Source organism: Streptomyces sp. NPDC001902, from assembly GCF_042891295.1.
In the GTDB taxonomy this organism is placed as follows: Bacteria; Actinomycetota; Actinomycetes; order Streptomycetales; family Streptomycetaceae; genus Actinacidiphila.
Genome location: NZ_JBIATA010000018.1, coordinates 129,766 through 152,438, shown reverse-complemented (window position 1 = coordinate 152,438; position 22,673 = coordinate 129,766). Strand labels below are relative to the sequence as shown.

Sequence of the window (22,673 nt, the reverse complement as noted above, 5' to 3'; positions counted from 1 at the left end):
CACCCGTCAGCACCATCCGCGAGGAGCCCGCATGAGCACGCCGCACGAGGCCGTGGAGCCCCGACTGCCGCACCACCGGGTGGACGGCGCGCCGGGCCTGCCGCCGCTGATCCTCGGGCCGAGCCTGGGCACCTCGCTGGCCGTGTGGGACCCGCAGGTCCCCGCCCTCGCCCGCGGGCACCGCGTCATCCGCTGGGACCTGCCCGGCCACGGCGGCAGCCCCGCCGCGCTGCTCCCGGAGGACGGCACGGTCGAGGACCTGGCCCGCTCGGTGCTGGCCCTCGCCGACGCGCTCGGCGCCGACCGCTTCGCCTACGCCGGCGTCTCCCTCGGCGGGGCCGTGGGGACCTGGCTCGCGATCCACCACCCCGAACGGGTCGCCGCGCTCGCGATCGTGTGCTCCTCCGCCGACTTCGGCGACCCGGACGGGTGGCGGGAACGCGCGGCCCTGGTCAGGGCGAAGGGCACGGGACCCGTCGCCGACACCGCGGCCACCCGCTGGTTCACCCCGGAGTTCGCCGGCGACCGCGCCGTCGGCGCCCTCCTGGACGACCTGCGCGCCGCCGACCCGGAGGCGTACGCGACCCTCTGCGACGCCCTCGCCGCCTACGACGTACGCGCCGACCTGTCCCGGATCACCGCGCCCACCCTCGTCGTCGCGGGCCGCGGCGACCCGGCGACCCCGGTCGCGGACGCCCGTGTCCTCGCCGACGGCATCCCCGGGGCGAGCCTCACCGAGGTGGCGCACGCCGCCCACCTGGCCGGCGTCGAGCGCCCGGCCCCCGTCCTCGCGGCGCTCCTGCAGCACTTCGCCACCGAGCCGGCCGCCGACGACGGCGCCCGCCACACCGAGGGCATGGCCGTCCGCCGTGCCGTGCTCGGCGACGCGCACGTCGACCGGGCGGTCGCCCGCACCACCGCCTTCACCGCGCCCTTCCAGGACTTCATCACCCGCTACGCATGGGGTGAGATCTGGACCCGGCCGGGCCTGAGCCGCAGGACCCGCAGCTGCATCACCCTCACCGCGCTGGTGGCCCACGGCCACCTGGACGAGCTGGCGATGCACGTGCGCGCCGCGCGGCACAACGGCCTGACCTGGGAGGAGATCCAGGAGGTCCTGCTCCAGTCCGCCGTCTACTGCGGCGTTCCCGCGGCCAACGCCGCGTTCGCCGTGGCGAACCGCATCCTCGAGGAAGAAGAGGAGTAGGAGAACACATGCAGCTCCACACCACCGTCGCCATCGTCGGTGCCGGTCCCGCGGGCCTCCTGCTGGCCCGTCTGCTCCACCGCTCCGGCATCGACTGCGTCGTCCTGGAGAGCCGCGACCGCGAGTACGTCGAGCAGCGCCAGCGCGCCGGGATCCTGGAACAGGGCACGGTCGACGTGCTCCGCTCGTCCGGCGCGGGCGCGCGCCTGGACCGCGAGGGCCTCGTCCACGACGGCATCGAGCTGCGCTGGGACCGCCGCTCCCACCGACTGGACTTCCCGGCCCTCACCGGCGGACGGCGCGTGTGGGTCTACGCCCAGACCGAGGTCGTCAAGGACCTGATCGCCCTCCAGCTCCAGGACGGGGCGCCGCTGCTGTTCGGCGCCCATGTGCACGCGGTCGAGGGGGCCGATACGGACCGCCCGGTGGTCCGCTACCGCCACGAGGGCCGGGAGGAGACCCTCACCTGCGACTACGTCGTCGGCTGCGACGGCTTCCACGGCGTGACGCGCGCGGCGGTCCCGGAGCACGCCCGGCGGACGTACGAGCGGGTGTACCCCTTCTCGTGGCTGGGGATCCTCGCCGACGTCGCGCCGTCCTGCGAGGAGCTGATCTACGCGCACTCGCCCCGCGGTTTCGCGCTGCACAGCATGCGTTCCTCCCAGGTCAGCCGGCTCTACCTGCAGGTGCCGGGCGGCACCGATCCCGCCGAATGGTCCGACGAGCGGATCTGGGACGAACTGGACGCCCGCTTCGCCGTCGACGGGGACTGGAAGCTGGAGCGCGGTCCCATCACCTCCAAGGCCGTGCTGCCGATGCGCAGCTTCGTGACCGAGCCGATGCGCTGGGGCCGCGTGCTGCTCGCCGGCGACGCCGCGCACATCGTGCCGCCGACCGGCGCCAAGGGCCTCAACCTGGCGGCCGCCGACGTCATCGTCCTGGCCCGTGCCTTCGCCGCCCTGGCGGAGACCGGTTCCTCCGCCCTGCTCGACGCCTACTCCGACACCTGCCTGCGGCGGGTGTGGCGTGCCGAGCACTTCTCCTGGTTCATGACCACGACCCTGCACACCGACCCGGCGCAGAGCGATTTCGACACCCGGCTGCAGATCTCCCAGCTCGACCGCATCGCCGCCTCCCCGCACGCGGCGGCCGAACTCGCCGAGAACTACGCGGGCCTGGAGATCGGTTAGCCCGGGACCGAACCTCTTACGCCTTGCTTACGTGCGGCCCCGGCGGTCCGCAACCGCCTCGCGCGGGCTTACGGTGAGGGGTATGGAAGGCAAGGGCACGCCGGTCGGCCGGCGCGTGGTGCTCGGGATGCTCGGGCTGGGCGCCCTGGGGGTGGCGTTCGGCAGCCGCGCGCAGGACGGACTGGACTCGGCGCTCTCCCAGGTGGCGGGGAAGGACCCCACCGGGCTCAGCGGACTGCTCCCCGGGGGCGGCGGCTTCCGCATCTACAACGTGGCGGACTCCGTTCCCCACCGGGACGCGACCGACTACCGCCTCACCGTCTCCGGCCTCGTCGACCGGAAGGCCACCCACACCCTGGCCGAACTGCGGGCGATGCCGCAGACCAGGATGGTGCGCGACGTGCAGTGCGTGACCGGGTGGCGCGTGCCGGGCACGCCCTTCGAAGGGGTGCGGCTGTCCCACCTCCTCGACCTCGCGGGCGTGCAGGACGGTGCCGGCGCCGTGCGCTTCACCTGCTTCGACGGGGTGTACAGCGAGAGCCTCACCCTCGAACAGGCCCGCAGGGACGACGTGCTGGTCGCCCTGCGGATGCAGGACAAGCCGGTGACCACGGCCCACGGCGGCCCCGTGCGGCTGTACGTGGCGCCGATGTACTTCTACAAGTCCGCCAAGTGGCTCTCGGGCATCGAGGTCACCCGGGACGTGCGGCCCGGCTACTGGGAGCACTACGGCTACGACGTCGACGCCTGGGTCGGCCGCTCGAACGGACGCCACGATGACCCCACGTCCTGAGACCGTGCGCCGCTTCACCCGTGGCGAGCGCTGGGTGCACCGCAGCACGGCCGCCCTGATGCTGGTCTGCCTCTTCACGGCGGCGGCCCTCTACCTGCCCCCGCTCGCCGAACTTGTCGGCCGCAGGCGGCTGGTGGTCACCGTGCACGAATGGTCCGGCATCGCCCTGCCGCTGCCCGCCCTCGCGGGCCTCGCCTCCCGCGCCTTCCGGCGCGACCTGCGGCTGCTCAACCGGTTCGCCCCCTACGACCGGGGCTGGCTGCGGGACGTGCTGCGCCGCGTCCCCCACGACCGTCGTGCGGCGGGGAAGTTCAACGCCGGGCAGAAGCTGTACGCGTCCTTCGCCGCGGGCGCGGTGCTCGTCATGCTCGGCACCGGGCTGCTGATGATGTTCCCGCACCTGAGCGGCTTGGTGTGGCGTACCGGCGCGACCTTCGTCCACGACTGGCTGGCCCTGGCGGTGGCCGTGGTGGTCGCGGGACACCTGTGGATGGCGGCCGACGACCCGCAGGCGCGGCTGGGGATGCGCACCGGGTTCGTCACGCCGGAATGGGCGCGCCGCCACCATCCGCGGTGGGAGCGTACGGAGTCCGAGGAGCCTGGGGAGCACGGCGGGTCCGGGGAGCCCGGGGACCGGCCGCGCACCCCCGCGGCCTGACGCCCCGTAGGGGCGGACGTGCGGCCCGCGGGTCCAGCGGGTCAGTGAACCAGACAACGGTGTCAGCTTCTTGACGTGCCGTCGACGCCCGCCGTCGGCGGCACGTCGTCATGTTCATGTAATTTTTGCCGTCCGGCATCTACTCGCATAGACCCCTGGGGCCCCATCCTGGCTTCGCACACCAGTACCACCTGTTCGGTTCCGCATCCGGTTGCACCGCCATGCCCGCGCGTCACACCGCGCCCGTCAGTGACTGGAGTCCCCATGCGCCGAATCACGACCGGCTTCGCCGCCACCGCGGTCGCCGCCGTCGCCACCGTCGTCTTCACCGTCCCCGCCCAGGCCGCCCCCGCCGACAAGGCCCAGGTGCTCGCCGGTTGGACCCAGACCAGCGCCTCGAGCTACAACGCCTGGTGGTCCGCCCGCGGCAACCAGGGCGCCTGGGCCGCCTACGGCTTCGACTGGTCCACCGACTACTGCAGCAGCTCCCCGGACAACCCCTTCGGCTTCCCGTTCCAGAACTCCTGCGCCCGGCACGACTTCGGCTACCGCAACTACAAGGCGATGGGCTCCTTCTCCGCCAACAAGAGCCGCCTCGACAGCGCCTTCTACGAGGACCTCAAGCGCATCTGCGCCGGCTACAGCGGCGCCACCGCGACCGCCTGCAACAGCACCGCCTGGACCTACTACCAGGCGGTCAAGGCCTTCGGCTGACCCGTACGCCGAGCGGCCCGGCACCGGTCGTTCCGGTGCCGGGCCGCTTCGCGGAGCCGGGTCAGGCGACCGTACCGGACTTGGCGATCTCGACGCGGGCGCTGGTCGCGCCGGTGCGCGAGCCGAGCGACTCGATCTTCTTGACGACGTCCATGCCGTCGACGACCTCGCCGAAGACCACGTGCTTGCCGTCGAGCCAGTCGGTGACGATCGTGGTGATGAAGAACTGCGAGCCGTTGGTGTTCGGGCCCGCGTTGGCCATGGAGAGCTGGCCGGGCTTGGTGTGCTTGAGCTGGAAGTTCTCGTCGGCGAACTTCTCACCGTAGATGCTCTTGCCACCGGTGCCGTTGCCGGCGGTGAAGTCGCCTCCCTGGAGCATGAAGTCGGGGATCACGCGGTGGAAGTGCGAACCCTCGAAGCCGAAGCCGTGCTCGCCGGTGGCGAGCTCACGGAAGTTCCGCGCGGTCTTGGGGACCACGTCGTCGAACAGGGTGAACACGATCCGTCCGGCGGGCTCGCCGTCGATCGTGATGTCGAAGAACACGTCGTTGCTGTTCATGCCCCCATTTTCGCATCCATCACGCCCGGCCTCCGACGCGCCCCGCGGAAACGCGCTTGACGGGTGACCCGGCCGGACACCAGCATCCGGGGCATGCCCGAACCCGTGACCCTGGAAGGCAAGCACGTCCGCCTGGAGCCGCTGAGCGCCGCCCACGCGGACGGGCTGCTGCGCGCCGCCGACGAATCCCGCGACACCTACGCCTACACAAAGGTGCCGGCCGACCGCGAGGCGATGGCGCGCTACGTCGAGGAGGCCCTCCAGGACCAGGCGACCGGGGCCGCGCTCCCCTTCGCCGTGCGGGACGTCCAGCGTGACACCCTGATCGGCTCCACGCGGTTCCTCGACCTCGACCACTGGACGGCCACCCCCGCCTGGCCCGCCGGCCGCTCCGTGCCCCGCAGCGGCGCGGTGCCCACCGTCGCCGAGATCGGCAGCACCTGGCTCGGCGCCTCCGCCCAGCGCACCCCCTGCAACACCGAGGCGAAGCTGCTGCTGCTCACCCACGCGTTCGACGTATGGGACGTGTTGCGCGTCACCCTGAAGACGGACGCGCGCAACGCGCGCTCCCGCGCGGCGATCGAGCGCATCGGCGGCCGTTTCGAGGGCATCCGCCGCGCCCACACCCTCGCCGTGGACGGCACCGTCCGCGACAGCGCGTACTACTCCATCGTCGCCGGCGAGTGGCCCGGCGTCCGCGCCGCGCTGGAGGCCCGTCTCGTCTGAGCCGGGCACCGACGCGGAAGGGCGGGCCCCTGCGGGGGCCCGCCCTTCCGTACGTGCGGAGCGGCCGTTACGGGATGCGGACGCCCGCCTCCGCCGAGAGGCGGTCGATCTCGGCGAGCTCGTCCGCGGTGAGCGGGCCCGCGTCGAGGGCGGCGAGGTTCTGGTCGAGCTGGGCGACGCTGCTCGCGCCGATGAGGACGGAGACGACCCGCGGGTCGCGCAGCACCCAGCTCAGGGCCAGCTGCGCCAGGGTCTGACCGCGCTCGCCGGCGAGCTTGTTGAGGGCGTGCAGGAAGGTGAGCTTCAGCTCGGTCAGGGCGTCGCGCTTGAGGAAGTGGCCGAGCGCCATCCGCGAGTCGGCCGGCACGCCCTGGAGGTATCGGTCGGTGAGCTGGCCCTGGGCGAGCGGCGAGTACGCGATGAGCGCGGTGCCGGTGTCGCCGACGGCGTCGAGGACCCCGGCCTCCGGGTCGCGCTGGAGGATGCTGTAGGCGGCCTGGTGGATCAGCAGCGGGGTGCCCAGCTCGCGCAGGATCTCCGTCGCCCGGCGGTGCGCCTCGGCGGGGTAGTTGGAGATGCCGGCGTACAGGGCCTTGCCCTGGCGGACCGCGGAGTCCAGGGCGCCCATGGTCTCCTCCAGGGGCGTGTCCGGGTCGAAGCGGTGCGAGTAGAAGACGTCCACGTGGTCCAGGCCCATGCGGCCCAGCGACTGGTCCAGCGACGAGAGCAGGTACTTGCGGCTGCCCCATTCGCCGTACGGTCCCGGCCACATGTCGTACCCGGCCTTGGTGGCGATGAAGAGCTCGTCGCGGTACGGGCGGAAGTCCTGGGCGAAGAGGGTGCCGAAGTTGGCCTCGGCCGAGCCGGCGGGCGGGCCGTAGTTGTTGGCCAGGTCGATGTGGACCACGCCGCGGTCGACGGCGCGGCGCAGCACCGCGCGCTGGTTCTCCAACGGCGAGGTGTCGCCGAAGTTGTGCCACAGGCCCAGGGACACGACGGGCAGCAGGACCCCGCTGCGCCCGGTCCTGCGGTATTCCATCGAGGCGTAGCGGTCGTCGGCGGCGAGGTAGGGCACGCGAGGTCTCCCGGGCGATGTAAGAAAATGTGCGGGATTGGGAGGCTACCGTCGCCCAATCGGCGCTGTCACGTCCGTTCTCCGGACGGCGGCCGTCGTGCACGTCCCCTTTCTCGCCCCGCCGGAGGGGTGGTTGTGGCGCACGCCACACCGCGGAACGCCTCGGCGCGGCCCGTCCGGGAATCGCGGACCCTCCTCGGCGGTTGCATCCGGGGGGCGTTCCTCCGGGGGGACCTCAGGACGGCGCGGTCCGGGGCGGGTTGGACCGGAACACGTCCTGTCTTATCCGGCATTAAGCCGCCTAACCGGACATATGCGGCCACAGTGCATGCGTAGGGAATCGATGCGTGATGGGTGTCACGCGCCGAACACGCAGCGGAGGCCATGGGCCACGCAGCGTCTAATGTTCCCGCCGAATTTCACCGGGTGATATCGCGCAATTACCGTGGGACAGTTTTCCGCCTACACAGAGCGGACACTTCTCACCTAAAGTCACAGAAGCGGATGATCGACTTGCGGTCCGCCGGGGGGCGTGATTCTGGTCCTTGCTCCGGGACGATTCCGTCGTTTAGCTTCCAGATCTCGCAGGACAAATTCCTGCGAGATTCTTCCGGGTAGAACGCCTAGTCCTGCCGCTGCCCGGACGCCGGATGACAAGACCGCACGGCAGGAGCGGGGGACCCAGGTAGTTTGCCGTTCCCGTTGGTCTCGGGACGGCTAGGGGTGAAGTCGCAGCGACATGCCTTTATTTGGCATGCCCCATTGCGGCCGGGCATCTCCAGCCCGAACCCGACAGCTTACCTCGCAGGCGTCGGAGAGGAATTCGGCATGCCCGGTAAGGGAAAGCACCGTCGTCCGCGGAACACCCGCATTACCCGTATCAGCGCGCTGGCCGGCACCACCGGCGCCGCCGTGGCGCTCCCGATCGTCGGCGCCACCGGTGCCCACGCCGCTCCCGTGAGCGTCTGGGACAAGGTCGCGGCCTGCGAGAGCACCAACAACTGGTCCATCAACACCGGTAACGGCTTCTACGGCGGACTGCAGTTCACCCAGAGCACCTGGGCCGGCTTCGGCGGCACGAAGTACGCCCCGCGCGCCGACCTCGCGACCAAGGCGGAGCAGATCGCCGTCGCGGAGAAGGTCCTCGCGACCCAGGGTCCGCAGGCCTGGCCCGTGTGCGGTCCCAAGGCCGGTCTGACGAAGGCCATGGCCAACCCGTCGGCCACCCCGCAGAGCGTCTCCGGCACCGCCGCGAAGCCGGCTGCCAAGCCCGCCGCCCCCGCCAAGAAGGCCGAGGCGCCGAAGGCCGCCACCGCCAAGCCGAAGAGCGCCGGCGGCTCCTACAAGGTCGCCGGCGGCGACACCCTCTCCAAGATCGCCAACGCCCGGTCGGTCGAGGGCGGCTGGCAGAAGCTGTACGCGAACAACGAGTCGGTCATCGGCGGCGACCCGAACCTGATCTACCCGGGCCAGGTCCTGTCCCTGGGCGAGAAGGCCGCCGCCAAGAGCGCGCCCAAGGCCGCGAAGGCCGCCCCGGCCGCCAAGCCGGCCGCCGCCAAGGCCGCCAGCACCTCCGGCTACACCGCCCCGCTCGACCACGTCACCCTGGGCACCGCCTACCACCAGGCCGGTGCCATGTGGTCCAAGGGCTACCACACCGGTGTCGACTTCATCGCCTCGACCGGCACCAAGGTGAAGTCGATCGCCGGCGGCACCGTGGTCTCCGCGGGCTGGGGCGGTTCGTACGGCAACCAGGTCGTCGTCAAGCACGCCGACGGCCGGTACTCGCAGTACGCCCACCTGTCCGCGCTGTCGGTCTCGGCCGGCCAGTCGGTCTCCGCCGGTCAGCAGCTGGGCCTGTCGGGCGCCACCGGCAACGTGACCGGTCCGCACCTGCACTTCGAGGTGCGCACCACCCCCGACTTCGGCTCCGACATGGACCCGCTGGCGTACCTGCGTGCCCACGGCGTCAACGTCTGATCGGACTGATCGACCGTCATCCGTCGGTAGGCTGTGCCCTGTTCCCCGTTTGTAGGGAACAGGGCACATGCCTTTGGTCTGTGACCGAAAACGGATCGAATATTTCCATTTCTTGTGTCCTCTCGAACGGTCGATCAGTAGCCTCTCTCGCACGTGGTCGTGTCCACGACCACGAATCCTGATCGCCGACGAGCTGGAGCCGTTGATGGAACGCCCTGCCTGGGCCCCCCAGGGGATCGATCTTTCCGTGCCGAGCGTGTCCCGCATCTACGACTACTACCTGGGCGGTTCGCACAACTTCGAGGTCGACCGGGAGGCGGGACGGCGGGCCATCGAGGCCTTCCCGGGGCTGCCGAAGATCATGCAGGCCAACCGGGCGTTCATGCGCAGGGCCGTGCGTTACTCCGTCGACCAGGGCATCACCCAGTTCCTCGACATCGGCTCCGGCATCCCCACCTTCGGGAACGTCCACGAGGTCGCCCAGGCCGCCAGTCCCGGCGCGCACGTCGTCTACGTCGACCACGACCCGGTCGCCGTCGCCCACAGCCGTGCCGTGCTGGAGGGCCACGAGAACGCCGCCATCGTCGCCGCCGACCTGCGCTCGCCCCGCGACATCCTGGACAGCGCGCAGGTGCGCGGGCTCATCGACCTGGAGCGCCCGGTCGCGCTGCTCCTCGTCGCGGTCCTGCACTTCCTCGAGGACGCCGACGAACCGGCCAAGGCCGTGGCCGAACTGCGCGACGCCATCGCCCCCGGCAGCCTGCTGGTCGTCACCCACGCCTCGGTCGAGGGAGGCCCGCGCAGACCCGAGGAGGGGGAGCGGGTCGAGAACGTCTACCGCAGCGCGAGCTCGCCGCTGATCATGCGGTCGCGGGCCGAGGTCGAGCGCTTCTTCGACGGCTTCGACCTCGTCGAACCCGGCCTGGTCTCCGCGCCATTGTGGCGCCCCGACGGCACGGACGACGACGAGCTCGACCCGGTCGTCTTCAGCGGGTTCGCGGGCGTCGGCCGCAAGGCGTGACCGTGAGCAGGGAGCCCGGCCCGGAGCCGGAGCCCGCCGACAGCCTGCGGCGCTTCGCGATCATCTGGAGCCGGGCGATCTACCCGGCCACCGCCACCTCCATGACACGCGGCGAGTTCGAGGAGTACCTGCTCCCGCTCGCCGCGCGTCTCGACGCCACGCTGCGCGCGCAGCCCTTCGACCCCCGCCCGGCCGCGGAGGTCGGCGCCGCGCTCGTGGCCGCGCACTGCACCGACCCCGAGGCGCTGCCCCGCATCCTCGACGTCGTCGACGCCTACCTGCTGCTGTACTGCCCGCCCGGCCCCGCCCTGTTCCCCGAGGACGGCCGCACCCGCTGCAACCGCCTGCAGCACTGGGTGGCCGCCGGGTACGCCCGGGCCCTGCAGGAACGCACGCGGACCGAGCAGGAGGCACTCTCCAAGGCGGCGCTCGCCGCCCGGGCCGCCACCGAGCAGGCCCTGCACGAGAGCGAGGTCCGTTTCCGGGCGGTCTTCCAGGACGCCTCCATAGGCATCGGCATCGCCGACATGGACGGCCGCATCCTGGACGTCAACGCCGCCCTCACCACCATGTTCGGCGGCCTGGAACGCCACATCCGCAGCAGGAACGTCTACGACTGGGCGCACCCCGACGACGCCCCCGAGGTCTGGGAGATGCAGCGCCAGCTCAACCGGGGCGAGCGCGACCACTACCGCATCGAGAAGGCCTACTACCGGCCCGACGGCACCGCGCTGTGGACCAACCTGACGGTCTCCCTGCTGCGCGACGCCGGCGGGACCCCGCAGTACATGCTCGCGCTGATGGAGGACATCACCGAGGAACGCCTGCTCAGCGAGCGGCTGCGGTACGAGGCGACCCACGACGCGCTCACCGGCCTGGCCAACCGCAACCTCTTCTTCGAGCGACTGGAGCAGACGCTGAACGGCCCCGAGGGCGTGGGCGTCGGCGTCTGCTACCTCGACCTGGACGGCTTCAAGGACGTCAACGACAGCCTCGGCCACGCCATCGGCGACCGGCTCCTGGTCGCCGTCGCCGAACGCCTCCAGGCCTGCGTCACCTCGCCCGACCAGCTCGTGGCCCGCATCGGCGGCGACGAGTTCGCCGCACTGGTCGTCAACCCCGCCAGCCGCGCGGACATCACCGGCCTCGCCGACCTGATCCTGGCCGCGCTGGCCGACCCGATCCGGGTGGACGGCCGCGAGCTGTCCGTACGGTGCAGCATCGGCATCGTCGAGGGCCAGGCCGGCTCCCTGGGCCCCGCCGAGGTGCTGCGCAGCGCCGACATCACGATGTACCGGGCCAAGGCCGCAGGCGGGAACCGCTTCGAGCTGGCCGACCCCGACTCCGACGCGCGCGCCATCACCCGGCACGGGCTGACCAATCGGCTGCCGACGGCCCTGGAGCGCGGCGAGTTCTTCATCGAGTACCAGCCGCTGGTACGGCTCGGCGACGGCAGCGTCCGCGGCGCCGAGGCACTGGTGCGCTGGTGCCATCCGGTGCACGGGATCCTCGGTCCCGACCAGTTCATCCCGCTCGCCGAGAGCACCGGGCTGATCGTGCCGCTCGGCCACTGGGTGCTGCAGCAGGCCGCCTGGCAGGCCCGGGACTGGCAGTTCCCGCGCAGCGACGGCCACCCGCTGCGGATCAACGTCAACCTCTCCCCGGCCCAGCTCGGCCACCCCGGCCTCGTCCCGGAGACCCTCGCGGTGATCAAGGACGCCGGGCTGGAGCCGACCGCGCTGTGCCTGGAGGTCACCGAGAGCGCCTTCATCGGCGCCGACGAGGAACTGCTGCGCCCGTTGCGGGAGTTCGCCGAGCTCGGCATGGCCATCGCCCTGGACGACTTCGGCACCGGCTACTCCAACCTCGCCTCGCTGCGCCGGCTGCCCATCACCACGCTCAAGCTCGACCGCTCCTTCACGCGCGGGATGCAGCAGCAGCAGGCCGACCCGGTGGACGTGAAGATCGTGGAGATCGTCGTCGACCTGGCGCACACCCTCGGGCTGTCGGTGACGGTGGAGGGCGTCGAGACCGGCACCCAGGCCGAGCACCTGCGCGCGCTGGGCTGCGACACCGCGCAGGGCTGGTACTACGCGAGGCCCGGCCCGCCCGACCGCCTCCACTCGCTCTCGCTGGTCGACACCACGCCCTGAGCAGACGGGCGGGGTACGGCGCCCACCGGCTCAGGGACGCACGTCGAGGACGTCGAGGAACCGCCGCAGAGCGTCGTTGAACTCCTCGGGCCGCTCCAGGTTCGGCAGGTGCCCGGCGTCCTCGACGACCACGAGCCGCGAGCCGCGGACGGCCGCGTGCATGGCCTCGGCCTCGGCGACGGGGGTGTACACGTCGTCCCGGCCGACCACGATCAGCGTGGGCACCCGGACCGCGGCCAGCACGGCCCCGTAGTCGGGCCGCCGGGCCCGGCCGCGCAGGGCCGCCGCGGCGCCCTCGGGGGAGGTGCCGCGCATCATCCGCAGCACGTGCGCGGCCACTTCGGGGAGCGCGGTCACGTTGCGGGGCGTGATCATCCGGTCGAGCACCTCGCCGGCGTAGCCGTCCATCCCCTCGGCCAGCAGCCGCTCCGCCATCGCGTCCCGGGCCTGCCGCCCCTGCGCCGTCTCGGCGCCGGGGAAGGTGTCGGCGAGCACGAGCCCGGCCACCCGGCCGGGGAACAGCCGCTGGAACTCCATGACGATCTGACCGCCCATCGACAGCCCGCCGACGACGGCCTCCGGCACGCCCAGGCGGTCCATCAGGGCGGCGATGTCGCGGGCGAAGGTCTCCAGCGGGGTGACCCCCGGGACCGCCTCGCTCGCGCCGTAGCCGCGCAGGTCAGGCACGACCACCCGGCGGCCGGCCGCCGCCGCGGGGACCTGCGGGGCCCACATCGAGCGGTCGAAGGGATGGCCGTGCACCAGCACCAGGGGGGTTCCGGGCCCGTTTCCCTCGTCGTCGTACGCCAGTGTGACGCCGTTGACCGATGCCGTCGCCAAGGGGATCTCCTCGTCTCGCACGTTCCCCTCCCCGCAGGGGAGTTGACCGCGATGCTAGGTTCCCCTCCGCGCTCGGTGCAATAGCATCTTTGCTCTCGGTGCAATAGAGGAATCGCTTCGAAGGGGGAACGGTGAGGGACGACTACCGCACGATCGCCGACGCCGTGGCGGCCGACATCGCCGCGGGACGGCTGCGCCCCGGCGACCGGCTCGTACCGCAGCGGACCTTCGCGCGGGCGTACGGCATCGCCAACTCCACGGCGATCCGCGTCTACGCCGAACTCGCCCGCCGCGGCCTGGTCGTGGGCGAGGTGGGACGCGGCACCTTCGTGCGTGCCGCATCGCCCGCCACGGGACCCGCCCTCGCCGAGCCGGCCCCCCAGCGGATCGACCTGGAGCTGACCCACCCCGTCGCCGAGGGCCAGTCGCAGCTGCTCGCCCCCGGGCTCGCCGCGCTGCAGCGCCCCGACGTCCTCGGCGCCGCGCTGCGCCCGCTGACGGCCGCGGGCACCCCGACCGCGCGTGACGCCTTCGCCGAACTGCTCTCCCGCACCGGCCCACGCCCCGACCCCGGGCGGCTGCTCTTCGCGGGCAACGGACGCCAGGCCATCGCCGCCGCCCTGGCCGCGCTCGTCCCGCCCGGCGGCCGGCTCGCCGTGGAGGCGCTCACCTACCCCGTGGTCAAGGCGCTCGCCACACGGCTCGGGATCGCCCTCGTCCCCGTCGCCTGCGACGAGCACGGGATGCGTCCCGACGCCCTCGCGGAACTTCACCGGGCCGCCCCGCTGCACGCGCTCTACACCCAGCCCACCCTGCACAATCCGCTCGGCGTCACCATGCCGGAGGGCCGCCGGGCCGAACTCGCCGACGCCCTCGGCCGGCTGGGCCTGCACGCCGTCGAGGACGCCGTGTGGGGATTCCTCGCCGCGGACGCCCCGCCGCCGCTCGCGGCGTACGCCCCCGACCGCGTGGTCCTGGTCGACAGCCTCTCCAAGCGGCTCGCCCCCGGGCTCACCGCCGGCGTCGTGCTCACTCCGCGGGAGCTATCCGCCCCGGTTTCCGCGGCCTTGCGCTCGGCGGGCACCGCGGCCTCCGGTTTCGCGCTGGCCGCCGCCTGCCGGTGGATCGCCGACGGCGCCGTCGACGCGGTGGTGGCGGCCAAACGGCGCGACGCGGCCGCGCGGGCCCGCATGGCCGCCGAGCGCCTCGCCGGGTTCTCGGTCACGGCGGATCCGCGTGCCTGCTTCTGCTGGTGGCGGCTGCCCGGATCCTGGCGCGCCGACACCTTCGTCGCGGCCGCCGCCCGGCAGGGCATCGCCGTCACCCCCGCGGCCGCCTTCGCCGCGGGCCGCGGCAGCGCGCCGCACGCCGTACGGATCGGCCTCGCCTCGCCGTCCCTGCAGGTCCTGGACGACGCGCTGGGCGTCCTCGCGCGGATCGCCAGGGGCGGTCCCGAGGACAATTGCGCCGACTGATCACAAGGGGCGGCGAATCCTAGCGAGTCGCCCGCACATGCCTCCGGAAAATGCCCCAACTCACCTTTTTCGCGTACGGGATGAGTAACGTTCCGTGCTGTTCCGTATACCAGAAGTGGCGGCGAAGGGGTGCGCGTGCCCGGCATAGACGAGTGCCTTTCCGAGGCGCTGGCGATTCCCGGTGTGCTCGGGGCGAGCGTGGTCGACTGGAGCAGCGGCCTGCTCCTCGGGGCGGTCGGGCAGGAGCCGGGACACGGTCACGAGGCGGCCGCCGCGGACACCACCGAGGCGGCGCGGGCGGTCGTGGAGGGCGGCACCTTCACCGCGAAGGAGTCCGGAAGGGTGCCGGTCGAGGACATCATCATCACCGCCCCGGGGAGTTACCACCTCATCCGCTTCCTCGACACCTCCTTCGACAGCGACGTCATCCTCTACCTGTGGCTGGACCGGTCGATGGCCAACCTGGCCGTCGCCCGGCTCGGGCTGCAGTCCATCGCCGAGCGGCTGGTGCTCGTATGACGGGCACGGAGGCGGGGCGGCCGGCACTGGCCGTGCGCGGTCTGCCCCGGCGCATTCCGGCGCGCGGCAGCGCGCCGGCCCAGGTCCGCGCCGGGGTGGTGGGCGCGTACGCCTTCACCGCCGCACTGGCCCGGCTCGCGGAGGCGAGGGCCAGCGGGGCGCTGTACGGATCGGCGGGGGCGGTCTACCTGCGCGACGGGGCGATCGTCCACGCCGAGAGCCCCTGCGCCCCCGACCTCGGGGTACGGCTCATGGCCTGCGGGCTGCTCTCCCCGGACCAGTGGCGCGAGGCGGTCACCACCGCGAGCGCCGAGCGCGGCGTCGGCGGGCACCTCGTCGACACCGGGCGGGTGGCCCGCGGGGAGCTCGAGCTCTGCCACCTGCTGGCGCTCTTCGACGCCTCCTACTTCACCCTGCTGCCCGACTCGGAACCCGACCGGTTCCAGCCGGGTGCCACCTCCCGGCTGGGTCCCATCTCCCGGCCGGTCCCCGCCCAGCGCGTGGCCAGGGAGGCGCAGCGGCGCCGCGCGCAACTGGAGCGGGCCTGGCCGTGGGACGACACCGACGCCGGCCCCGTCGTCCCCCGCTCCGAGGGCGAGGCGCGGGGCGGCCGGGCCAGGGCCCCCACGCCCGCCCAGTTGGCGGTGCTGGCGGCGGCGGACGGATCCCGTACGCCGGTCCAGATCGCCTGGCACCTGGGACGTTCCGCCTTCGCGACCCTGCTGGACGTCCGTCGGCTGGCCGCGACCGGCCGGATCAGCATGCCGGTCCGCGCCCAGGCACCCGCGGCTCCGGCTCCGGCCCGCCCAGCGCCCGTGCCGCCCGCGCCGGTGGCGCCCGCGCCGCTGCCACCGGTGGCGCCCACGCCCTTCGCCCACGGCGGACCGCAGCCGGCGGTCCTGTCGTCCTCCGATCCCTCAGTCGCCCTGTTGCTACGACTTCGTGCCGCCCTGGAGGCCCGCCTGTGAGCGCCCTGCCGACCCGCCCGGCGCCCGCCGAACGACCGTGGAGGAAGGCTCTGCGGCAGCTCGCCGGAAGGAGACAGCTGGTGGCACTCGAAGCCGATGTACTGGCCGAACTCCGGAGCCTGCGGGCGAGGGTGCCGCACCTGACGGGCGGGCTCGTCGCCAGCGTCGACGGCCTGGTCGTCGCGCACGACCTGAGCGGGCCGGAACCGGAGGGGGTCGCCGCGCTGACCGCCGCGGCACTGGGCGTGGCGGCCCGCATCACGGAGGCCACCGAGTGCGGCGGCTTCCGGGAACTGCTCGTCAGGGGCGACCGCGGGTACATCGCCGCGTACGCCGCCGGCGGGGCCATGGCCCTCGCCCTGGTGGCGGGACCCGGCTCCAACGTGGGCCGCCTGCACCTGGAGGCACGCCGATCCAGTCGACGGATCGAGGATCTCGTCGACCTCGCGCTCCAACGTCAGGAGCGGAAATGACCGCAGGACCCAGCTCATCAGCCGACAAGCCGTCGGGCACCGCACGCGGCCGCGCCGTTACCGGACCCAGGCATTCGTCACGTCAGAGAACTCAACGACAAGGAAGTGAGACCGCAATGGCCAACACCGAGACCGCGCTGAAGGATGTCATGACGTCGATCGAGGGCGTCCTGGGCGTCGCTCTCGTGGACTACGGCAGCGGCATGGCCCTGGGCACCCTCGGGGGCTCCAAGGACCTCGACCTGACCGTCGCGGCCGCGGGCAACACCGACGTGGTCCGCGCCAAGATGCGCACCATGGAGATGCTCAACCTCAAGGAGCACATCGAGGACATCCTGATCACGCTCAACACCCAGATCCACATGATCCGGCTGCTGACCGGCCGCTCGGGCAAGGGGCTGTTCCTCTACGTCGCGCTGGACAAGGACCGGGCGAACCTGGCGATGGCCCGCCACCAGCTCAGGCGCATCGAATCCGACCTGGAGGTCTGACCCGCCCCCCACGAGCCCGCGGCCGAGGGCGGCCCGGCACATGAGGCGCAGGCCGACGTGTGCCGGGCCCCGCCCTGCCGCGGCCGGGGGTCACGCGGCCCCGGTGACCGGCAGACGTGCGGCGAACATGCCCTCCACGGCGCTCCGTTCGGCCTCGTCCGGCTGGATGCGGTGGCACGAGGTTCCGGCGGTGCTCCGGGACATCAGGCTGGAGCGGGGCCCGGGCTTCTGCCTGGCGGCAGATGTGGACGGTGCCGCGGCCGGGTTCCTCCTGTTCCGCGTGGGGCCGGCCGTCGAAGGCGACGATGCGGACGTCCGCGAACCGGCCGGGGGAGCACCGGCTCGAACGCCACGTTGTCCACCGCCTCGTTCCACGCGGCGACGCCTCCGGTGACCGCGCCGGTGAACTCGCCCGCGGCCGCCACGGCGGGCAGCACCGAGCGGCGCCGGAGATGGGGGATGCGGGGCATGGGGAGGCTCCTTCGTCCTGCGGGGGCGGGTGCGTGCCGGTCCCGCCGGTCGGCAGGTCGCGCACACGCCTCCCGTAGGCCTTGGCCGTCGGTGCAGGTCACGTCGCTGATGTTCGGGACGTGACGGTGCGGTCCGACCGGCGGTGGCGCTCGCGGAGGGCGACGGGGCGGGGCCTCCCCGGCCCGCTACCGGCTCGTGGCGGACGCGGGTGCCGAGGGCGATGCGGCGGAGTGGCCGCCGTGGTGCGCCCCCTCCTCGACCCTGCCGCCCAGCTTCTCGCGGACCGGCGCCAGCGCCTCGGGATCGGCCTCCACCACCCAGCGCTCCCCGATCAGGTAGGAGCCGCCGTACGGCTCCGCCTCCTCCAGCCACGACTTCTGGCCGGCCTCGCTGGTGAAGGTGAGCATCACATAGGCACCGCGTGCCGTCGTGCACGCCCCCTGGCGCAGCTCCTTCACGTCGGTCTGCAGCTGCGGGGTGCACCCGACGGCCTCGCCGATCCGCTCCAGGGCGACCGGACCGCCCGCCGCATCCGTGTCCTGGCCGCCGCAGCCCGCCACCGCCAGCGCGACGACCGCCACCGCGGCCACCTTCGGGCCCCACGCACGGAACACGGACACCGGCATCACCTTTCCTCGACTCCTGGCGCGGGCGACACACGCCCCGCACGCGCACCGCGCGCGGGACGACGCTAACCCGAACGGCCCCATGACCCGTACAGCCTTGCGAAAAGCCCGCCCATGGGCGCGCGGTATGAAAAAATCCGCCGCCGCACGCTCCGGAGGGCCTGGCACCCCGTGACTCCGACACCTCCGATCGGGCATACTCCAACGCGCCGAAGCCGCAGGTCGGACCATGCCGTGACCCGGCAGGAGACCATCGGTCTACGGTCGACAACCCGGTAGCGCCGCCACACCCTGTGCGGACGCTGCCGCAGCGCCCGACAGGGAGGAGAGTGCCGCCATGTCCCACGACGGCCTTCAGCCGGTGGACCGACAGCTTCCCACCGAGGAGGCCCGCGACCTGCTCGCGCTCGTACGCGAGCTGGCCCAGCGGGAGATCAAGCCCAGGGCGGCCGAGGAGGAGGACGCGGGCGTCTTCCCGCGCGAGGTCTTCCGCCTCATCGGCGAGGCGGGGCTGCTCGGACTGCCCTACCCGGAGGAGCACGGCGGCGGTGGCCAGCCGTACGAGGTCTACCTGCAGGTCCTGGAGGAACTGGCGGCGGCGCGCCTGACCGTCGGTCTCGGGGTGAGCGTGCACACCCTGGCCTGCCACGCGGTCGCCCAGTTCGGCAGCAAGGAGCAGCGCACCGAGCACCTGCCGGCCATGCTCGGCGGCTCCCTGCTCGGCGCCTACAGCCTTTCCGAGCCCGCCTCCGGCTCCGACGCCGCGTCCCTGCGGACCCGTGCCACCCGCGAGGGCGACGCGTGGCGGATCGAGGGCACCAAGGCGTGGATCACCCACGGCGGTGTCGCGGACTTCTACACGGTGCTCGCCCGCAGCGGCGCCGAGGGCCCGCGCGGCATCACCGCGTACCTGGTGCCCGGCGACGCGGAGGGCCTGACCGCGGCGGTCCCGGAGAAGAAGATGGGCATGAAGGGTTCGCCCACGGCCCAGGTCCACTTCGACGGCGTGACCGTCCCCGACAGCCGCCGCGTCGGCGACGAGGGCCAGGGCTTCACCATCGCGCTGGCCGCGCTCGACTCCGGCCGCCTCGGCATCGCCGCCTGCGCCATCGGCGTCGCCCAGGCCGCGCTCGACGAGGCGCTCGCGTACGGGATGACCCGGCAGCAGTTCGGCCGTCCCGTCGTGGACTTCCAGGGGCTGCGCTTCATGATCGCCGACATGGCCACCAAGATCGAGGCCGGCCGGGCGCTGTACCTCGCGGCCGCCCGGCTGCGGGACGCGGGCCGGCCGTTCTCCCGGCAGGCGGCCATGGCCAAGCTGTTCTGCACGGACGCCGCGATGCAGGTGACCACGGACGCGGTGCAGCTGCTCGGGGGCTACGGCTACACCGCCGACTTCCCCGTCGAGCGCTACATGCGCGAGGCCAAGGTGCTGCAGATCGTCGAGGGCACCAACCAGATCCAGCGCATGGTGATCGCCCGCAGCCTCGCAGGGCCGGAGAGCAAGGAGCACTGAGACGGTCGTGCCGCGCCGCCCGACGGGGGCGGCGCGGCACCGTGCGTACGGTGGGCGCGGGTCAGGCCGCGCGCTGGAACGGCACGCGGATCGGCTGCGAACCGGGTCCGCCCACGTGGGAGAACGGCTGCGTGCGCCAGTCCAGCCCGGCGGGGAGCGTCAGCAGCGCGCCCCACTCCGCGTCGTCGTCCCGGGCGTCGCCGGGGGCCGGAGAGGCCTCGGCGGTGGCACGCCCCGAGCCGGGGCAGACCGTCAGCCCGAAGGGGTTCCAGGGCGAGGCGCACAGCGCGTGCTGCGGCAGGACGTCCTCGTCGGTGAAGAGCGCGATCGGGCGGGCGCAGTCGGGGCAGTGCACCCGGAAGATCTCAAAGCCCTCGTCGTCGAAGGCGTCCTCGGCGTCGTCCGCCGTCAGCAGCTCGAACGGCTCGCGACGTTCGTGCTCCTCCTCGAGCGCCACCAGCGTGCGTTCGCCGCGGCTGTGTCGTGCATGGGTGCGCATGGGTGCATCTCCCCCTCAGAAGAACGCCCACCAGCGGGGCAGACCGGGCTCTCGGCCTCGGCCATAGCGAGCATTTCCCGCCACCCGCCCGCGGTAATCACCGCCACTCCGAAAGGCGTTGACATCGGGTGTGGCCTTCGTCACACAGTCGTCCGCGAGGGTGCCCCGCGCCCCCGCCGGCGATGCCGTGCGCCCGCTCCGCGCCCTTCCGGGGGTCAGTCCTCGCGCGTCGCCGCGGCGTCGCGCGGCGCTGCGGTGCTCTTCCTGACGACCAGTCTGACACCCAGCTCCATACGGGTGTTGCTCTTGTCGCCGGCCTCGTCGGGCTGGGACAGCCGGAGCAGCATCCGGGCGGCCTCCTCGGCCATCTCGACCAGCGGCTGGTTGACGGTGGTGAGCGACGGGCTCGCCCACTGGGCGAGCGGGATGTCGTCGTAGCCGACCACGGACAGGTCGCGCGGCACCTGCAGACCCTTGACCCGGGCCGCCTCCAGGACGCCGAGCGCCTGCAGGTCGCTGCCGGCGAAGATGGCGGTCGGCGGGTCGGGCCGCTCCAGCAGGGCGAGGGCCCCGTCGTGCCCGCCCTGCACGTGGAAGTCCCCGTAGCGGATCAGGTCGTTGTCGACGGTGAGCCCCGCCATGCCCATGGCCGAGCGGAAGCCGTCGAGACGGGCCAGGGAGCACAGCATGTCGTCGGGCCCGGTGATGATGCCGATGCGGCGGTGGCCGAGGTCGATGAGGTGCCGGGTGGCCGCGACGCCGCCGGCCCAGTTCGCCGAGCCCACGGACGGGACGTCGGGTTCGGGATCGCCGGCCGGGTCGATGATCACGAAGTTGATGGCCCGTGAGCGCAGCTTGCGCTTTATGTCGTCGGGCAGCGAGGAGAAGACCAGGACGACGCCGAGCGGCCGGCGGCGCAGCACGCCCTCGATCCACTCGGGGCCGGGGGCGTGGCGGGTGCCGCTCTCGGTGAGCACCACGCTCATGTTGCGGCTCTTGGCGACGTTCTCCACGCCCCGGATGAGCTCCATCGCCCAGACGCTCTCGAGCTCGTGGAAGACGATCTCGATCAGCCGCGACTCGGGCTGGGTGGGGGAGGGGCGCTGGTAGCCGTTCGCCTCCAGCAGGCGCTCGACCTTGCTCCGGGTCGGCGCGGCCACATCGGGACGTCCGTTGAGCACCTTCGAAACTGTCGAAAGTGAGACGCCCGCTTTCGAAGCCACGTCGGCCAGGGTGATACGGCCCTCGGTCTCATCATCACGCATGCGGCACAGGATAGAGCACCGCCCTTCGGTAACGGTTTGGTCGCGTCAATTCCACGCTGTTGACCCCGGCGAGGAGGGAGCCTACGGTCCGTCGTCAGGCGAATTTCGGCAAAGCGGCCGAAACTTTCGAGAGGTCGATCATGAAGAAGCGTGCGTGGTTCCCCCGTGCCGTCGCCGGCGGCGCGACACTGGCACTGGGCCTGACCCTGACCGCCTGCGGCGGCGATGGCGCCTCCGCGGGAGGCGATTCCGGGACGATTCACGTCCTCGTGTACGGCGACTCCGCGAACAAGGTGGAGAAGGCGATCGTCGCCGAGTTCAACAAGACCTCGAAGGTCAAGGCCGTCCTCGACACGGTCCCCGGCGCGGACTACCAGCAGAAGCTGCAGACCGTCATCAACACCAAGCAGGCCCCCGACGTCTTCTTCAACTGGGGTGGCGGCAGCATCCAGCCGTTCGTGAAGGCCGGTCTGCTGCTCCCGCTCGACGACTTCATCAAGAAGGACCCGGGCCTGAAGGACAACTTCCTGTCCTCGGTCTTCAACACGGCGGTCGTCGACGGCAAGTCCTACGGCGTGCCGATGCGCGGCACCCAGCCGGTGCTGATGTTCAACAACAAGAAGGTCCTCGCGGACGCGGGCGTCCAGCCCCCGCAGACCTGGGACGAGCTCATCGACGCGGTCAAGAAGCTCAAGGCCAAGGGCGTCACCCCGATCGCGCTCGGCGGCGGCGACCAGTGGCCGACGCTGATGTGGTTCGAGTACCTCTACGACCGCGTCGCCGGCCCGGAGCTGTTCACCAAGGCGCTCGGCGGCGACAAGAGCGCCTGGGAGAGCGAGGACAGCAAGAAGGCGCTGGGCATGCTCAAGGAGCTCATCGACGCCGGCGCCTTCGGCACCAACTTCGACTCGGTGAAGTTCACCGACGGCGGCTCGCCCCAGCTCCTCGCCAGCGGCAAGGCCGGCTTCGAGCTCATGGGCTCCTGGGAGTACTCCACTCAGCAGGACGCCAGCCCGGACTTCGCCAAGAACGACCTCGGCTACACCAACTTCCCGACCGTCACCGGCGGCAAGGGTGACGCCGCGAACGTCGTCGGCAACACCAACAACTTCTACTCGGTGCTGAAGAAGACCGAGCACCCGGAAGCCGTCGCGGAGTTCCTCAAGCTGATGTACTCCGACGACTTCGTGAAGCAGCAGCTGGCCATCGGCAACCTGCCGACCACCACGAACACCACCAAGTTCCTCGACTCGGCCGACAACCCGGACTACCTGAAGTACCAGTTCGACCTGGTCCAGAAGGCACCCTCGTTCCAGCTGTCGTGGGACCAGGCCTACCCGCCGTCGGGCATCACGCCGATCCACCAGGCCGTGCAGCAGTTCTTCAACGGCCAGGTCGACGCGGACGGCTTCATCAAGGCCATGCAGGCCCTGCCCACCTCCTGAGAGCGACGT

At 72.2% G+C, this 22,673-nt stretch carries 22 protein-coding genes and 1 riboswitch; of the genes, 16 read left to right on the top strand and 6 right to left on the bottom strand.

Going from position 1 to position 22,673, the window contains the following annotated elements; genetic code table 11:
- Positions 1-31 precede the first annotated feature (31 nt).
- The 5 genes from pcaDC to ACFYYN_RS27125 all read left to right on the top strand — a co-directional run bounded on the left by pcaDC (position 32) and on the right by ACFYYN_RS27125 (position 4,562).
- Positions 32-1,207, top strand: coding sequence for a bifunctional 3-oxoadipate enol-lactonase/4-carboxymuconolactone decarboxylase PcaDC (pcaDC, locus tag ACFYYN_RS27145; RefSeq protein WP_500547850.1), 1,176 nt, complete (start codon positions 32-34; stop codon positions 1,205-1,207).
- Positions 1,208-1,215: 8 nt separating this feature from the next.
- On the top strand, positions 1,216-2,397 hold the full coding sequence (locus ACFYYN_RS27140; RefSeq protein ID WP_500547849.1) for a 4-hydroxybenzoate 3-monooxygenase: 1,182 nt from the start codon (positions 1,216-1,218) through the stop codon (positions 2,395-2,397).
- Positions 2,398-2,479: 82 nt separating this feature from the next.
- Positions 2,480-3,190 (top strand): molybdopterin-dependent oxidoreductase, encoded by a 711-nt coding sequence (locus ACFYYN_RS27135; protein WP_500547848.1) that lies wholly within the window; start codon positions 2,480-2,482, stop codon positions 3,188-3,190.
- Complete coding sequence (locus ACFYYN_RS27130) at positions 3,174-3,848, top strand: cytochrome b/b6 domain-containing protein (protein WP_500547847.1); 675 nt, start codon at positions 3,174-3,176, stop codon at positions 3,846-3,848. Before ACFYYN_RS27135 ends, ACFYYN_RS27130 begins: the two co-directional genes overlap by 17 nt.
- A 264-nt stretch (positions 3,849-4,112) precedes the next feature.
- Positions 4,113-4,562: a phospholipase gene (locus tag ACFYYN_RS27125; protein ID WP_500323349.1), complete on the top strand. Its 450-nt coding sequence runs from the start codon at positions 4,113-4,115 to the stop codon at positions 4,560-4,562.
- A gap of 61 nt (positions 4,563-4,623) precedes the next feature.
- Here ACFYYN_RS27125 and ACFYYN_RS27120 read toward each other — a convergent pair whose 3' ends face one another.
- Positions 4,624-5,121, bottom strand: a complete 498-nt coding sequence (locus ACFYYN_RS27120) for a peptidylprolyl isomerase (RefSeq protein WP_499515533.1) — start codon at positions 5,119-5,121, stop codon at positions 4,624-4,626.
- 93 nt (positions 5,122-5,214) lie between these two features.
- Here ACFYYN_RS27120 and ACFYYN_RS27115 point away from each other — a divergent pair, with 93 nt between their 5' ends.
- Positions 5,215-5,847: a GNAT family N-acetyltransferase gene (locus tag ACFYYN_RS27115; protein WP_500547846.1), complete on the top strand. Its 633-nt coding sequence runs from the start codon at positions 5,215-5,217 to the stop codon at positions 5,845-5,847.
- Between the two features lie 67 nt (positions 5,848-5,914).
- Here ACFYYN_RS27115 and ACFYYN_RS27110 read toward each other — a convergent pair whose 3' ends face one another.
- Entirely contained in the window at positions 5,915-6,922 is a 1,008-nt protein-coding gene (locus ACFYYN_RS27110; RefSeq protein ID WP_500547845.1) for an aldo/keto reductase, read from the bottom strand.
- Between the two features lie 634 nt (positions 6,923-7,556).
- Positions 7,557-7,748: riboswitch (cyclic di-AMP (ydaO/yuaA leader) on the top strand.
- Positions 7,749-7,750: 2 nt separating this feature from the next.
- Here ACFYYN_RS27110 and ACFYYN_RS27105 point away from each other — a divergent pair.
- The 3 genes from ACFYYN_RS27105 to ACFYYN_RS27095 all read left to right on the top strand — a co-directional run bounded on the left by ACFYYN_RS27105 (position 7,751) and on the right by ACFYYN_RS27095 (position 12,076).
- The gene (locus ACFYYN_RS27105) at positions 7,751-8,902 is read left to right on the top strand and encodes a transglycosylase family protein (RefSeq protein ID WP_500547844.1); all 1,152 of its coding nucleotides are present in this window, start codon (positions 7,751-7,753) and stop codon (positions 8,900-8,902) included.
- A gap of 205 nt (positions 8,903-9,107) precedes the next feature.
- The gene (locus tag ACFYYN_RS27100; RefSeq protein ID WP_499515537.1) at positions 9,108-9,923 is read left to right on the top strand and encodes an SAM-dependent methyltransferase; all 816 of its coding nucleotides are present in this window, start codon (positions 9,108-9,110) and stop codon (positions 9,921-9,923) included.
- The gene (locus ACFYYN_RS27095; RefSeq protein WP_500547843.1) at positions 9,920-12,076 is read left to right on the top strand and encodes a putative bifunctional diguanylate cyclase/phosphodiesterase; all 2,157 of its coding nucleotides are present in this window, start codon (positions 9,920-9,922) and stop codon (positions 12,074-12,076) included. The genes ACFYYN_RS27100 and ACFYYN_RS27095 overlap by 4 nt, the downstream gene beginning before the upstream one ends.
- A 30-nt stretch (positions 12,077-12,106) precedes the next feature.
- Here ACFYYN_RS27095 and ACFYYN_RS27090 read toward each other — a convergent pair whose 3' ends face one another.
- Entirely contained in the window at positions 12,107-12,916 is an 810-nt protein-coding gene (locus ACFYYN_RS27090; RefSeq protein WP_500547842.1) for an alpha/beta fold hydrolase, read from the bottom strand.
- 131 nt (positions 12,917-13,047) lie between these two features.
- On the opposite strand from ACFYYN_RS27090, the gene ACFYYN_RS27085 reads away from it, so the two are divergent.
- From ACFYYN_RS27085 to ACFYYN_RS27065, 5 genes are all read left to right on the top strand, one after another.
- A complete protein-coding gene (locus ACFYYN_RS27085; protein ID WP_500547841.1) occupies positions 13,048-14,391 on the top strand; it encodes an aminotransferase-like domain-containing protein in 1,344 nt (447 codons plus the stop codon).
- Between the two features lie 135 nt (positions 14,392-14,526).
- On the top strand, positions 14,527-14,910 hold the full coding sequence (locus tag ACFYYN_RS27080; protein WP_499515541.1) for a hypothetical protein: 384 nt from the start codon (positions 14,527-14,529) through the stop codon (positions 14,908-14,910).
- A complete protein-coding gene (locus ACFYYN_RS27075) occupies positions 14,907-15,878 on the top strand; it encodes a transcriptional regulator (RefSeq protein WP_500547840.1) in 972 nt (323 codons plus the stop codon). Before ACFYYN_RS27080 ends, ACFYYN_RS27075 begins: the two co-directional genes overlap by 4 nt.
- 80 nt (positions 15,879-15,958) lie before the next feature.
- Entirely contained in the window at positions 15,959-16,351 is a 393-nt protein-coding gene (locus ACFYYN_RS27070) for a roadblock/LC7 domain-containing protein (RefSeq protein WP_089223339.1), read from the top strand.
- Between the two features lie 116 nt (positions 16,352-16,467).
- Positions 16,468-16,842: a hypothetical protein gene (locus tag ACFYYN_RS27065; RefSeq protein ID WP_500323363.1), complete on the top strand. Its 375-nt coding sequence runs from the start codon at positions 16,468-16,470 to the stop codon at positions 16,840-16,842.
- Positions 16,843-17,498: 656 nt separating this feature from the next.
- On the opposite strand, the gene ACFYYN_RS27060 is transcribed toward ACFYYN_RS27065, so the two are convergent.
- Complete coding sequence (locus tag ACFYYN_RS27060; protein WP_499515544.1) at positions 17,499-17,933, bottom strand: hypothetical protein; 435 nt, start codon at positions 17,931-17,933, stop codon at positions 17,499-17,501.
- A gap of 343 nt (positions 17,934-18,276) precedes the next feature.
- Between ACFYYN_RS27060 and ACFYYN_RS27055 the strand changes: the two genes are divergently transcribed.
- On the top strand, positions 18,277-19,455 hold the full coding sequence (locus ACFYYN_RS27055; protein ID WP_500323365.1) for an acyl-CoA dehydrogenase family protein: 1,179 nt from the start codon (positions 18,277-18,279) through the stop codon (positions 19,453-19,455).
- A 61-nt stretch (positions 19,456-19,516) separates the two neighbouring features.
- Here the strand turns inward: ACFYYN_RS27055 and ACFYYN_RS27050 are convergent, their stop codons facing one another.
- Together ACFYYN_RS27050 and ACFYYN_RS27045 are read right to left on the bottom strand one after the other, a co-directional pair.
- On the bottom strand, positions 19,517-19,954 hold the full coding sequence (locus ACFYYN_RS27050; protein ID WP_500547839.1) for a hypothetical protein: 438 nt from the start codon (positions 19,952-19,954) through the stop codon (positions 19,517-19,519).
- A 215-nt stretch (positions 19,955-20,169) separates the two neighbouring features.
- Positions 20,170-21,219, bottom strand: coding sequence for a LacI family DNA-binding transcriptional regulator (locus ACFYYN_RS27045; RefSeq protein WP_500547838.1), 1,050 nt, complete (start codon positions 21,217-21,219; stop codon positions 20,170-20,172).
- Positions 21,220-21,359: 140 nt separating this feature from the next.
- Here ACFYYN_RS27045 and ACFYYN_RS27040 point away from each other — a divergent pair, with 140 nt between their 5' ends.
- On the top strand, positions 21,360-22,664 hold the full coding sequence (locus ACFYYN_RS27040) for an ABC transporter substrate-binding protein (RefSeq protein WP_500323368.1): 1,305 nt from the start codon (positions 21,360-21,362) through the stop codon (positions 22,662-22,664).
- Positions 22,665-22,673 lie beyond the last annotated feature (9 nt).

Bases quoted from the DNA above. Each gene is read 5' to 3' on its own strand.
- ACFYYN_RS27065 (WP_500323363.1), top strand. From the start codon at position 16,468: ATGGCCAACACCGAGACCGCGCTGAAGGATGTCATGACGTCGATCGAG.
- pcaDC (WP_500547850.1), top strand. From the start codon at position 32: ATGAGCACGCCGCACGAGGCCGTGGAGCCCCGACTGCCGCACCACCGG.
- ACFYYN_RS27040 (WP_500323368.1), top strand. From the start codon at position 21,360: ATGAAGAAGCGTGCGTGGTTCCCCCGTGCCGTCGCCGGCGGCGCGACA.
- ACFYYN_RS27050 (WP_500547839.1), bottom strand. From the start codon at position 19,954: ATGCGCACCCATGCACGACACAGCCGCGGCGAACGCACGCTGGTGGCG.
- ACFYYN_RS27100 (WP_499515537.1), top strand. From the start codon at position 9,108: ATGGAACGCCCTGCCTGGGCCCCCCAGGGGATCGATCTTTCCGTGCCG.
- ACFYYN_RS27115 (WP_500547846.1), top strand. From the start codon at position 5,215: ATGCCCGAACCCGTGACCCTGGAAGGCAAGCACGTCCGCCTGGAGCCG.
- ACFYYN_RS27105 (WP_500547844.1), top strand. From the start codon at position 7,751: ATGCCCGGTAAGGGAAAGCACCGTCGTCCGCGGAACACCCGCATTACC.
- ACFYYN_RS27075 (WP_500547840.1), top strand. From the start codon at position 14,907: ATGACGGGCACGGAGGCGGGGCGGCCGGCACTGGCCGTGCGCGGTCTG.
- ACFYYN_RS27135 (WP_500547848.1), top strand. From the start codon at position 2,480: ATGGAAGGCAAGGGCACGCCGGTCGGCCGGCGCGTGGTGCTCGGGATG.
- ACFYYN_RS27130 (WP_500547847.1), top strand. From the start codon at position 3,174: ATGACCCCACGTCCTGAGACCGTGCGCCGCTTCACCCGTGGCGAGCGC.
- ACFYYN_RS27120 (WP_499515533.1), bottom strand. From the start codon at position 5,121: ATGAACAGCAACGACGTGTTCTTCGACATCACGATCGACGGCGAGCCC.
- ACFYYN_RS27045 (WP_500547838.1), bottom strand. From the start codon at position 21,219: ATGCGTGATGATGAGACCGAGGGCCGTATCACCCTGGCCGACGTGGCT.
- ACFYYN_RS27125 (WP_500323349.1), top strand. From the start codon at position 4,113: ATGCGCCGAATCACGACCGGCTTCGCCGCCACCGCGGTCGCCGCCGTC.
- ACFYYN_RS27055 (WP_500323365.1), top strand. From the start codon at position 18,277: ATGTCCCACGACGGCCTTCAGCCGGTGGACCGACAGCTTCCCACCGAG.
- ACFYYN_RS27140 (WP_500547849.1), top strand. From the start codon at position 1,216: ATGCAGCTCCACACCACCGTCGCCATCGTCGGTGCCGGTCCCGCGGGC.